Source organism: Streptomyces tanashiensis, from assembly GCF_014648895.1.
Lineage (GTDB): Bacteria > Actinomycetota > Actinomycetes > Streptomycetales > Streptomycetaceae > Streptomyces > Streptomyces tanashiensis.
In genome coordinates this window covers 812,315-824,230 of the sequence record NZ_BMRZ01000001.1, presented here as the reverse complement: position 1 = coordinate 824,230, position 11,916 = coordinate 812,315, and the positions used below count along the sequence as shown (strand labels likewise).

General features: G+C 73.6%; 9 protein-coding genes. 4 read left to right on the top strand and 5 right to left on the bottom strand.

Annotation, left to right across the window (positions count from 1 at the left end):
* Positions 1 to 24: 24 nt before the first annotated feature.
* The gene (locus IE237_RS03695; protein WP_189800324.1) at positions 25 to 1,140 is read right to left on the bottom strand and encodes a C40 family peptidase; all 1,116 of its coding nucleotides are present in this window, start codon (positions 1,138 to 1,140) and stop codon (positions 25 to 27) included.
* A 345-nt stretch (positions 1,141 to 1,485) separates the two neighbouring features.
* Between IE237_RS03695 and IE237_RS03690 the strand changes: the two genes are divergently transcribed.
* Both IE237_RS03690 and pcrA read left to right on the top strand, forming a co-directional pair.
* The gene (locus tag IE237_RS03690; RefSeq protein WP_189800323.1) at positions 1,486 to 1,839 is read left to right on the top strand and encodes a hypothetical protein; all 354 of its coding nucleotides are present in this window, start codon (positions 1,486 to 1,488) and stop codon (positions 1,837 to 1,839) included.
* 90 nt (positions 1,840 to 1,929) lie between these two features.
* Positions 1,930 to 4,380, top strand: a complete 2,451-nt coding sequence (pcrA, locus tag IE237_RS03685; protein WP_189800322.1) for a DNA helicase PcrA — start codon at positions 1,930 to 1,932, stop codon at positions 4,378 to 4,380.
* A 112-nt stretch (positions 4,381 to 4,492) separates the two neighbouring features.
* On the opposite strand, the gene IE237_RS03680 is transcribed toward pcrA, so the two are convergent.
* Both IE237_RS03680 and IE237_RS03675 read right to left on the bottom strand, forming a co-directional pair.
* Complete coding sequence (locus IE237_RS03680) at positions 4,493 to 6,055, bottom strand: M23 family metallopeptidase (RefSeq protein ID WP_189800321.1); 1,563 nt, start codon at positions 6,053 to 6,055, stop codon at positions 4,493 to 4,495.
* A gap of 222 nt (positions 6,056 to 6,277) precedes the next feature.
* Entirely contained in the window at positions 6,278 to 7,069 is a 792-nt protein-coding gene (locus tag IE237_RS03675) for a lipase family alpha/beta hydrolase (protein ID WP_189800320.1), read from the bottom strand.
* Positions 7,070 to 7,370: 301 nt separating this feature from the next.
* Here IE237_RS03675 and icmB point away from each other — a divergent pair, with 301 nt between their 5' ends.
* The gene (icmB, locus tag IE237_RS03670; RefSeq protein WP_189800319.1) at positions 7,371 to 7,778 is read left to right on the top strand and encodes a coenzyme B12-dependent isobutyryl CoA mutase small subunit; all 408 of its coding nucleotides are present in this window, start codon (positions 7,371 to 7,373) and stop codon (positions 7,776 to 7,778) included.
* Between the two features lie 392 nt (positions 7,779 to 8,170).
* Here icmB and IE237_RS03665 read toward each other — a convergent pair whose 3' ends face one another.
* Positions 8,171 to 9,889: a DUF5691 domain-containing protein gene (locus IE237_RS03665; RefSeq protein ID WP_229842234.1), complete on the bottom strand. Its 1,719-nt coding sequence runs from the start codon at positions 9,887 to 9,889 to the stop codon at positions 8,171 to 8,173.
* 38 nt (positions 9,890 to 9,927) lie between these two features.
* Positions 9,928 to 11,274, bottom strand: coding sequence for an SWIM zinc finger family protein (locus tag IE237_RS03660; RefSeq protein ID WP_189800318.1), 1,347 nt, complete (start codon positions 11,272 to 11,274; stop codon positions 9,928 to 9,930).
* A gap of 160 nt (positions 11,275 to 11,434) precedes the next feature.
* Between IE237_RS03660 and IE237_RS03655 the strand changes: the two genes are divergently transcribed.
* Positions 11,435 to 11,848: a hypothetical protein gene (locus tag IE237_RS03655; RefSeq protein WP_189800317.1), complete on the top strand. Its 414-nt coding sequence runs from the start codon at positions 11,435 to 11,437 to the stop codon at positions 11,846 to 11,848.
* The last annotated feature ends 68 nt before the right edge of the window (positions 11,849 to 11,916 follow it).

The following is an 11,916-nucleotide window of genomic DNA, read 5'->3' as shown; positions in this document are numbered from 1 at the left end:
GGCTGGGTCCGCCCGGCCCGGGGCTCAGCCGACCCGGGTGGCGCCGGCGAAGGGCATCTCGTCGACGGGGGCGATCCGCACGGGGGCGCCCGGCCGGGGCGCGTGGATCATCTGGCCGCCGCCGATGTAGAGCCCGACGTGGCTGATCCCGGAGTAGAAGAAGACCAGGTCACCGGGGGCCAGCTGGGAGCGGGAGACGCGGCGGCCGGCGTTGATCTGGGTGTACGTGGTGCGGGGCAGGGAGATGCCTGCCGCGCGCCAGGCGGCCTGGGTGAGACCGGAGCAGTCGTAGGCGGAGGGTCCGGTCGCCCCCCATACGTACGGCTTGCCGAGCTGGGCGCGGGCGAAGGAGATGGCCTCGGCGGCCCGGGCGTTCGGGGCGGTCACCGGCCCGCGGTCGCCCCCCGAGGAGCGGTCGGCCCGCACGGTCGGGGAGCCGCCGGCCGTGTCCGTGCCGCCCTGGCCGTCGGTGCGCGTCGAATTGCCGGAGCCGTTCCGGGCCGCGGCGGCCGCCTCGTACCGTGCGCGCTCCTCCTCGGTCAGCCGCGCCAGCAGCGTCCTGGCCTCGGTGAGCTTGCCGATCACGGCCGCCCTCTGCCGCCGCAGCTCCGTCTCGTGCGCGCGCAGCGCGGTCAGCTTTCCCGCCGATTCGCCGCGCAGCTGCCGGATCGCGGCGAGCTCGCGTCGTACGGCCGTGACGGCGGCCGCCTGCCGGTCCCCGGCCTTCTCGGCGAACGCGGCCCGTTCCAGGTACTGGTCGGGGTTCGAGGTGAGGGCGAGCTGTACGGCGGGGTCGAGCCCGCCGGAGCGGTACTGGGCGGCGGCCATGGCCCCGAGCCCGTCCCGGGCGGTGTTGAGCCGCTCGGTCCTGCGGGCGGCCTCGTCGCGCAGCCGGTCGAAGGCGGTGCGTGCCTCGTCGGCCTTCTCCTTCGCCCCGTTGTACCGCTCCGTCGCGACCTCGGCCTCCTCGTAGAGCCGGTCGACCTTCGCCTTGACCTGGGCGGTGGTGGGCCGGGGGTCCGCGTGTCCGGATCCTTCGAAGAGCGTCGCCGTCGCCGCGGAGGCGAGGGCGAGGGTGGCGGCGGTCCGTACCGCCGAGCCGCCGAGGGGGGACTTTCTGGCCTTCCGGTGAGCTGCCACGAGGGCGGGTCACATCCTCTTCCCTGAGGTGGGCGGGTGCCCGCCGGGCCGACGGCGGGCCGCACAGGGGAGACGGACCGCCGCCGGTTTTCTCGGCGGGGGTGACCGACGGCCGCCGGATCGCCGGCGGTGGTGGGGAGCCGGTCACCTGGTGGAGGACGCTAAACCTGGGGTCACGGGAGGACGGGGAGTTGACCGTTATTGGCGTCAGTTGACGTGACGGAGACCGAACTCTTCCGTCCGGTGTGAGGGGCCGGGGACATTCCGGCGGCCGTCCGACCGAAGCCCCGGAGGGAGTGGACCCGGCCGGAGAGCGGTGATACGGGCCCGGTTAGGCTCCGCCCCATGGACGTACTCATCAATGTCTTCGTCGCCCTGCACATCATCGGTATCGCCTCCCTCCTCGGCGGCTTCCTCACCCAGATGAAGGCGATGGGCGCGGGTACGGCCCGCTTCAGCCCCGCCATGCTGCACGGCGCGCTGACCATGCTGGTCACGGGCGTCGCGCTCGTCGGTCTCAACCAGGCCGACGACCAGAGCGTGAACAACCTCAAGGTCGGCATCAAGCTGGCGATCCTCGTCGTGATCCTGGGCATCGTCTACGTCAAGCGGGACGAGGAGCGGGTCGACAAGGGCCTCTTCGCCGCCGTCGGCGGCCTGACCATGGCGAACATCTTCATCGCGACCCTCTGGACCTGAGCGCCGGGCCCGCCGGGTGTGAGGGCTTCCACAGAGACCGTCCCGAAGGCGGGCCCGGATGTCGGTGGGGCGTCCTAGACTCGTGAGGCGATGAGCAGCCTCTTTGACGACAGCTTCCTGGCCGGCCTCCAGAACCACCCCTCGGAGGAGCCCCCGCCCCACCCCGAGGACGACGAGCACGGCTCCCCGGCCACGGAGGAGGTCCCGCACGACCTCTTCGGGGAGCACTTCGACGTGCCCCCGCCCGCCCGGGAGACGCACTACCGGGACGGCCACCCCCGGCCCGTCGTGGACGCCGCCGCGCTCCTGGAGGGGCTGAACGAGCAGCAGCGCGCCGCCGTCGTGCACACCGACACCCCGCTGCTCATCGTCGCCGGCGCCGGCTCCGGCAAGACCCGGGTGCTGACCCACCGCATCGCCCACCTCCTGGGCACGCGGCACGTCCACCCCGGCCAGATACTGGCGATCACCTTCACGAACAAGGCCGCCGGCGAGATGAAGGAGCGCGTCGAGCAGCTCGTCGGACCGCGTGCGAACGCGATGTGGGTCATGACCTTCCACAGCGCCTGCGTCCGCATCCTGCGCCGCGAGTCGAAGAAGCTCGGCTTCACCTCCTCGTTCTCGATCTACGACGCCGCCGACTCCAAGCGGCTGATGTCGCTGGTCTGCCGGGACCTGGACCTCGACCCGAAGAAGTTCCCGCCGAAGTCGTTCAGCGCCAAGATCTCGAACCTCAAGAACGAGCTGATCGACGAGGAGACCTTCGCCGACCAGGCCGCCGACGGCTTCGAGAAGACGCTCGCCGAGGCGTACCGGATGTACCAGGCGCGGCTGCGCGAGGCCAACGCCCTGGACTTCGACGACATCATCATGACGACGGTCCACCTGCTCCAGGCGTTCCCGGACGTCGCCGAGCACTACCGCCGCCGCTTCCGCCACGTCCTCGTCGACGAGTACCAGGACACCAACCACGCGCAGTACACCCTCGTGCGGGAGCTCGTCGGCACCGGCTACGAGGACCTCGGCCCGGCCGAGCTGTGCGTCGTCGGCGACGCCGACCAGTCGATCTACGCCTTCCGCGGCGCGACCATCCGCAACATCCTCCAGTTCGAGGAGGACTACCCGGACGCGACGACGATCCTCCTGGAGCAGAACTACCGCTCCACCCAGACGATCCTCTCCGCGGCCAACGCCGTCATCGAGCGCAACGAGTCCCGCCGCCCCAAGAACCTGTGGACGAACGCGGGCGCGGGAGCGCAGATCACCGGCTACGTCGCCGACACCGAGCACGACGAGGCCCAGTTCGTCGCCGACGAGATCGACCGGCTCACCGACGCGGGCGACGCCAAGGCCGGGGACGTCGCCGTCTTCTACCGGACCAACGCCCAGTCCCGTGTCTTCGAAGAGATCTTCATCCGCGTCGGACTGCCGTACAAGGTCGTCGGCGGTGTGCGCTTCTACGAGCGCAAGGAGGTCAGGGACGTCCTCGCGTACCTCCGCGTCCTCGCCAACCCCGAGGACAACGTGCCGCTGCGCCGCATCCTCAACGTCCCCAAGCGGGGCATCGGCGAGCGTGCCGAGGCGATGATCGACGCGCTGTCCCTGCGCGAGAAGATCACCTTCCCGCAGGCCCTGAAGCGGGTCGACGAGGCGTACGGCATGGCCGCCCGCTCCGCGAACGCCGTGAAGCGGTTCAACGCGCTCATGGACGAGCTGCGGACCGTCGTCGAGTCCGGCGCAGGCCCCGCCGTCGTCCTGGAGGCCGTCCTGGAGCGGACGGGCTACCTGGCCGAGCTGCAGGCCTCGACCGACCCGCAGGACGAGACCCGGATCGAGAACCTCCAAGAACTCGCCGCCGTGGCCCTGGAGTTCGAGCAGGAGCGCGGCGAGGAGCCCGCGACCCTCGCCGAGTTCCTGGAGAAGGTCGCCCTCGTCGCCGACTCCGACCAGATCCCGGACGAGGACGAGGAGGGCCGGGGCGTCATCACCCTGATGACCCTGCACACCGCCAAGGGCCTCGAATTCCCGGTGGTGTTCCTCACCGGCATGGAGGACGGCGTCTTCCCGCACATGCGCGCCCTCGGGCAGGCGAAGGAGCTGGAGGAGGAGCGGCGCCTGGCGTACGTCGGCATCACGCGCGCGCGTGAGCGGCTCTACCTGACCCGCTCGTCGATGCGCAGCGCCTGGGGCCAGCCCTCGTACAACCCGGCCTCGCGCTTCCTGGAGGAGATCCCGCCCGCGTACCTGGAGTGGAAGCGGACCGGTCCGATGGCGAAGCCCGCCGGGCCGACCTCGGGGATCACCTCCTCGCTCTCCTCCTCCCGCGCGCGCTCCGGCCCCTCCGGCTTCGCCACCCGGCGCGCCGGTGAGAAGCCGGTGATCTCCCTGCAGGTCGGCGACCGTGTCACGCACGACCAGTTCGGCCTCGGCACGGTCATGACGGTGACCGGCGCGGGCTCGGACGCCCAGGCGACGATCGACTTCGGTGACGAGAAGCCGAAGCGACTGCTGCTGCGGTACGCGCCGGTCGAGAAGCTGTAGGAACGCGGTACGAGCAAGGGCCCCGGCGGATGTCGCCGGGGCCCTTGCTCGTACGCGGAGAAGTTCAGTTGAGGAGAGCTCAGCTGTGGGGAGACTCGACCGGGGGGAAGGCTCAGCTGGTCGGGTCGAGGCCGTGGCTGCGCAGCCAGGCCAGCGGGTCGATCGCGGAGCCGCCGCCGGGCCGGACCTCGAAGTGGAGGTGGGGGCCGGTGGAGTTGCCGGAGTTGCCGGAGTAGGCGATGACGTCGCCGGCCTTGACGTAACCCGAGCGGATCTTGGTGCTGCTCAGGTGGCAGTACCAGGTCTCGGTGCCGTCGGGGGCGGTCACGATCGCCATGTTGCCGTAGGCGCTGTTCCACTGCGTGCGGACGGTGCCGTCGGTCGCGGCCATCACGGGGGTGCCGTACTGCACGGGGAAGTCGATGCCCGTGTGCACCGACATCCAGTTGACGCCCGACTGGCCGAAACGCGCGCTGAGCTGGTGGAGCTTCACCGGCAGCAGGTACTTGGGGCGCAGCGCCTCCTTGCGGGCCGCCTCCTCCTCGCGCTTCTTCTTGTCGGCCGCCTGGCGGGCCTTGAGGTCGATGCGTTCCTGGGTGCGGCTGGCGCGGTCGCCGAAGTCGCGGGCGTCGGCGCTGAGCGCGGCGAGCTGCGTGTCGAGCGCGTTGTTGGCGGCGACCTGCTTGACCGAGGCCGGGTCGGCGGCGGCGAGCGTGGTCGTGTCGTCCTTCTGTCCGCCGGTCGTGGTGGGGCCGGTGAGGCCGCTGACGGAGGCGGCGGCGATGCCGGCGACTCCCATGACGCAGGCGGAGGGGACGGCGACGGTCAGCAGCGCGGACCGCTTGGCGGGGGTACGGCGACGGCCGCGGCTGCCACCCGACGAGCGGCGCACGGGGCGGCCGGCGACGGGCGACTCCGTACGGAGTTCGACGGCCGGCTCGTCGGACGGCATGTCGTACGCGTCGTAGCCGTCGTCCTCGCCGTCCTCGCCGTCCTCGAGGGTGAGGAGGTCCTCCGCAGCGTCGTCCTCGGCCGGGGCGTAGGTCTCCTCCGCCTCGTACGTCTCGTCGGTGGCGAGCCCCTGGTGGTCCTCGGGGACGTACTCGAAGGCGAACTCGGCGGTGTGCTCGGCCTGCGGGGTGTACTGCTGGGGGACGACCGGCTCGGGCTCCGGGGTCGCGTGGTTCCACGCGGTCGCGTCGAAGGCGCCGGTCTCGGTCGCGAAGGCGGGGGCGGCCCACTGGCCGGTGGCGTCGTAGGCCTCGTAGCCGTACGTGCCCTGGGCGGCATAGGTGCCGGCGTGGGCGGTCTCGTACTGGCCGGTGTGCTGGGCCTCGGTCCAGGCGGAGGCGTCCCACTGGCCGGTGGCGTCGTACTGCGCCGCGGAGGTGTCGTACGTGCCGATGGTCTCGTACGCGCCGGTGGCCTCGTAGGAGCCGGCGGTGTTCCACTGGCCCGTGGTGTCCCACTGGCCGGTCGTGTCGTACTGCCCGGTGGTGTCGTACTGCCCCGTCGTCGCGTACGTGCCGGTGGCGGCGTACTGGCCGAGGTCCCACTGGCCGCTGTGGTCGGCCTGACCGCCGGGGTAGGCGCCGAACAGCGGGTCGATGGGGAGACTGCCGGTGGTGTGGGCGCCGTCTCCGACGTACCCGGCGTGGGGGTGCTGGTCGTTCACCAACGTCTCTCTCGCCTCGGCAGCAGGACCAGTCCGGGGCGGGCCCGTGAGGGGTGTCCCGGGGGTAAGCAGTGGCGCGACTGTACCCGGCGGTACGCGCGGCGGACAATCTTCGGAGGGGTTTGAGCCCGCAGGAAAAGGGCAATCGGCCGCGTTTTGCCAGGTCGGGTGGAGAGCTTTGGCCTTGTGTTCGATGAACGTTCGAAGAACGGTGTGGCGCGGTCAGGCGACGGAGGTGGCGCCGGGCCCCTCTTCCCGTGTCCCGGAGACCACCGGACCCCCCGCGTCGAGGGCCTCGCGGACCCCGGCGGCCACCGTCGGATGCACGGGCAGCGCGAGATGGCCGATCCCGCTCACCCGCACGTTGTGCACGAGCAGGTCGGGGTGGTCGAGGCGGGCGGTCTCCGCCGGCACCATCACCTGGTCCATGTCGCTCCAGAAGCTCACGAAGCGGGTACGGCAGCCGGGCGCGGGCCCGGCGAGCTCCCGCAGCACCTCCGAACCGGGCCGCATCTGCCGCACCAGCGGATGCGCGTCCGCGAGCGGGGCCACCGTCGTGCCCGCGTGCGGGGTGCCGAGCGTGACCAGGGTCCGCACCCGGGTGTCACCGCCGAGGCGCTGCACGTAGTAGCGGGCGATGAGCCCGCCCAGACTGTGCCCGACGATGTCGACCTCGGCGTGTCCCGTACGGGCGCGGATCTCGTCCACCCGGCGGCCGAGCAGCTCGGCGGCGGCCCGCAGGTCACAGGTGAGCGGTGAGTAGTTGAGCGACTCGACACAGTCACGGCCGTGCCGGGTGAGGGAGCGGCGCAGCAGGACGAAGACCGAACGGTTGTCGACGAAGCCGTGCAGGAGGACGACCGGGCGGCTGCCCGGGGCGATGGACGTCGGGGGCGCGGCGGGGGAGAGCCGCTCGGCGACGATCCCGGACGGGTAGAGGACGAGATGGCCGGTGAGGATCGCGACTTCCAGCGCGGTGGCCTTCATCAGGGCGGTGACCTTGGCGAGCTCCATGGCCGGCCTCCCGAACGGCACGCGGGGCCGAACGGTACGCCGGTCCGCCGCGCCCCCGCGCCGCACGGACGGCGGCACGGGGGCGCGGCGACCTCGTCGCGGCTCCCTTCGCGACCGGCCCCGCTCGCGGCTGGTGGGCCCAGGAGGAGGGCCCGAAAGCGGGGACGGCGCAGAGCGAACATGTCCCACGTGTGATTTCCCCCTCGGTGGCCACCGCGAAACGGCCGGGTGCGGGATGCTGGAGATAACGTTCGTTCACCTCCCCGGCAATGAGGCGCGGGGGTCGCATGTGGAGGCAGTGATGGGTGTGAGCGGTCCGATCCGCGTGGTCGTCGCCAAGCCGGGTCTCGACGGCCACGATCGTGGGGCCAAGGTGATCGCGCGGGCGCTCCGCGACGCCGGTATGGAGGTCATCTACACCGGTCTCCACCAGACGCCCGAGCAGATCGTGGACACCGCGATCCAGGAGGACGCGGACGCGATCGGCCTCTCGATCCTCTCCGGGGCGCACAACACGCTGTTCGTGAAGGTCCTGGAGCTCCTGAAGGACCGCGACGCGGAGGACATCAAGGTCTTCGGCGGCGGCATCATCCCCGAGGCGGACATCGCCCCCCTGAAGGAGAAGGGCGTGGCGGAGATCTTCACGCCGGGTGCGACGACCACATCCATCGTCGACTGGGTGAACGCGAACGTCCGCGTCGCCGCGTAACCCGCTGCGCGGGCGCATACGCCGACAGGGCCCTCCCGAACGGGAGGGCCCTGTCGGCGTCCGGGCCCGGGCCCGGGGGTTGCTCCGGCCGGGCGGTTCCCCGCGGGGGCGGTTTCCTGCCGGGCCGGCCACGCGGGGCCGGCCACGCCGGCCCCGGGAACCGCGGGACGGTACGGGCAGGGCGGCGGCAGCGGCGCGGCGCCGGGGTCGCGGGGCCGGCAACGGCGAGGCGGTACGGACAGGGCGGCGGCCGCAGGCCGGGGTAGCGGGGCCGGCCACGCCGGGCCGGGAACCGTGGGGCGGTGCGGACAGGGCGGTGGCAGCGGCGCGGCGCCGGGCCGGGGTCGCGGGGCCCGGGGTGGTGCGGTTCGTTCGGGGGGCTCAGGCGGGTGTCACGGGGCCGGTGGGGCTGCGGCGGGGTGTGGCGGCGGCGTGAGTTCGGCGTGCATCGCCGCGCGGAGCCGCAGCGTGGAGACCAGGCGCTGGAAGGCCTCCGACCAGTAGTCGCCCGCGCCGGGGGACCTGTCCTCCGCCTCGTCGGGGCGGGCCGTCAGGGAGTCCAGCTGCCGCGCGGCCTCCGGGGCGAGGCAGCGCTCGGCCAGGCCCATCACCCCGCTGAAGCTCCACGGATAGCTGCCCGCCTCCCGCGCGATGTCCAGGGCGTCGATCACCGCCGCGCCGAGCGGCTCCGCCCACGGGACGGCGCAGACGCCGAGCAGCTGGAACGCCTCCGACAGCCCGTGGGCCGCGATGAACGAGGCGACCCAGCGTGCCCGTTCCTCCACGGACAGCGTCGACAGGAGCTGGGCGCGCTCGGCCAGCGACGACGTGCCGGGGCCCGTGGCGGGCGGGACCGCCGGGGAACCGAGCAGCGCGCGGGACCAGGCCGGGTCCCGCTGCCGCACGGCGGCCCGGCACCAGGCCGCGTGCAGCTCGCCCTGCCAGTCGTCGGCGACCGGCAGGGCCACGATCTCCTCCGGGCCGCGGCCCCCGAACCTGCCGGTCCAGGAGACCAGCGGCGCCGCCTCGACGAGCTGGCCCAGCCACCAGGAACGCTCGCCCCGGCCCGCCGGAGGCGTCGCCACCATGCCGTCCCGCTGCATCGCCGCGTCGCACTCGTGCGGGGCCTCGACGGCGATCGTCGGTTCCGGGGCCGTCCGGTCCAGGCCGACGCAGGTGGCGGCCCGGCTCGCCATCCGGCCCGCGAGGGCCGAGGCCGGCAGGGCGGAGAGCAGCTCGGCGGCGGTCGCCCGGACGTTGCGGCTGCGGTCGCCGAGGGCCTCCTCCAGGAACTCCTCGTCGGCGTCGGAGAGTCCGGCCCGCAGCGAGTCCAGGAACATCAGCCGGTCCTCCGCCCGCTCGGCGGACCAGGTCGACGCGAGCAGCGCGAGACCGGCGGCCGGGTCCTCGGTCCGTACGGCGGCGAGCAGGGCGACCCGCTCGGCGAACAGGCCCTCGTCCCACAGCGCCCGTACCCCCTCCGGGTCCCTCGGGGACGGGAGGCCGCCGCCCGCGCCCGTGCCCCGGAGGGCGAATCTCCACTCGGGGTTCAGCCGGGCCAGCCACAGCCCCCGCGGACCGGCCAGGCGGAGCGCCTGGGGCCGCAGGTCGGTGCGGGCCCTGGCCGCGTCGAGCAGCGCCGGCAGCGCGGACGGCGACGCCTTGTAGCCGTGCCGGTTGGCGAGGGCGAGCCATTGGGGGAGCAGCTCGGCCAGGTCGGGGGCGGCCCCGCGCCGCCCGGCGGGCGAGGGCGCGGCCCGTCCGGCGAGCAGCTGATCGAGGCGGAGCCTGGCGGCCTCGGGCAGAGGCGCGCGCGGGTCCTCCGGTGCGGGCTCCGGCAGGGGTGCGGCGGGCCCGGGCCGGAGCCCCGCCCTGCGCCGTACGGTCTGCACCGCCGCGGCGTCGAGCAGCGCACCCGGCAGGTCCCGGGCCGCCGCCGAGCCCGCGAGCCCGGCGGGAGGACGCCGGTCCGTCCCGAGCAGCGCCGAGCTGACGAGCTCCTCCCAGTGGCGGGCGGCCGCCTCGTCGGATTCGGAGGCGGGGCCGGAGCCGGGGACGGAGACGGAGGCAGCGGCGGTGGTCGTGGTGGAGGTCGTCGTGGGCGTGTCCATCGGGCTCCTCCTGCGGGTCGGTGCGTGGTGACCGGGCGTCATATGAGGGGGACCGTCTCGCCCGGGGTCTCCGGCGACCAGGCGGCGAGCGGGGTGAACCCGCGGTGCCCGCACTCCCCGAAGACCGTCACCGGGGCACCGCCGGAGAGGGCGACCAGGCGCCAGAGACCGGGGCGGGACTGGGCCGCGGGTGTCAGGGGCAGTGCCTCGCGGCCGTCGGCGTCGGCGAGCTGCCAGCCGTACTCCGCGCGCGCAGGTACGACCCCGCTCAGCGTCACGGGCCAGGAATCCAGCCACGGGTCCCCGCCCAGCGCGCGGCCGTAGGCGTCCAGCGCCGCGCCGACCGGTCCGCCCGCCGGCGGGGCGACGGGGCCGGAGACCGGGACGAACCGCTCGCCCGGCTCCGCCCGCACCTGGCCGGAGCCGGTGTGCGGGGTCAGCTCGCCGTCGAGCAGCGCGCCCACGGGGAGCGCGAGCTGGGGTGCCCGGCCCGCCGCGCCGAAGGAGAGCAGGAGCGCGGTGCGCCCGGTCGTCGTGCCGTACAGCCAGATCCGCCGGGTGGTCAGCCGGGCGTCGGCCGCGTCGTACTGAGCGAGGACCAGCCAGTGGTCCCGCACCGGGACGCCGCCGGCCGGGGAGGTGAGGCCCACCCGGGTCCGTACCGTCGTCGCGAACGGGGCGGGCAGCCGGTCCGCCGCGAGCCACGCCCGGTCGAGGAGATGGGTCAGCGCGCACTCCTCAAGGAGTCGCACGGGCCAGCCCGGCCCCGAGCCCGGTATGGCACCCAACTCCCGCACCCGCCCGGCGAGTCCGGGCGCCTGCGCGTCGACCATGCGGGCCGCCGTCTCCTCCCACAGTCCGTACCCCGCCTGCCCGGCCGATGCCAGGCCGCCGCGCAGCAGGTCGGCGAGGCGCTGCTCCAGCTCCCGTGCGCCCGAGGTGATCCGGGCCGCCCTGCGCTCGGCCCTGCGGCGCGCGGCCTCGGGGTCCGCCGTCGCCCCAGGGGTCGCGTCGCCGGTGCGCCGGTCGGCGCTCTCGGCCCGGCCGCGCCGCCCGGCGATCCATCGCGCGGCCCAGTCGGGTGCGGGGGAGTCCTCGGCGGCGATCCCGTCCGCCGCCCGGAGCAGCAGCAGGCCCAGCGCGTGCTTGCAGGGGGACTTGCGGCTGGGGCAGCCACAGGAGTAGGCGGGGCCCGTGGTGTCGACGACCGTCCGGTACGGCGTGCTTCCGCCGCCCTTGCACAGGCCCCAGACGGCGTCCTCGTCGCACCCCGTCTCGGACCAGGGCCCGGCCGTGCCGAGCTCGCTCCCCGCTCTGCGCGACGCTTCGTCAGGAGCCAGTGCCAGCACCTGCTCAGCCGTCCAGCGCACCCCCATGGCATTCATGTCGTCGACGGTAGAGGCCGCCACTGACAACGCCCTCGGACCGGCGGTTCCGCGAGGCGAGGAGGCGGCGGAAGGCGAGCGGGACGGGATTTGACTTTACCGTCTCTTTACGATTCTCTGCGGCGACCGACGAACCGCACCACGCCGCCCAGGGGACCTCATGAAGCGCACCGCCCGCACCGCCGTCTCGGCCCTCGCCGTCGCCGGCCTCGCCCTCGGCCTCGGGGCCTGCTCCGAGGTCGCCGAGAAGGCCGCCGACCAGGTCGACAAGTCCGTGAACGAGACCTACGAGGTCACGTACGAGGTCAGCGGCAAGGGCATCGAGTCGATCGACTACCACGCCGGCGGCGGCACCGCGATGGAGCCGAAGATCGAGTCGGAGAAGAAGCCGGCCACGCCGTGGAAGAAGACGGTGACGCTGAAGGGCATCATGCCGCCGGCCGTCATGCCCGTCTCGCTCGACCCCGCCGACCTCACCTGCAAGGTCATCTTCAACGGCAAGGTCATCAAGGAGGCCAAGGCCGAGCAGGCGATGGCGGGCGGCTGCGTCGCCGTCTCCCCGATCGTGGGCTGACCCTCCCTGACCCTCCCTCACCTTTCCAACCGGCCCTGACCAGCGGTGACATCCGATTGTCAGTGGCA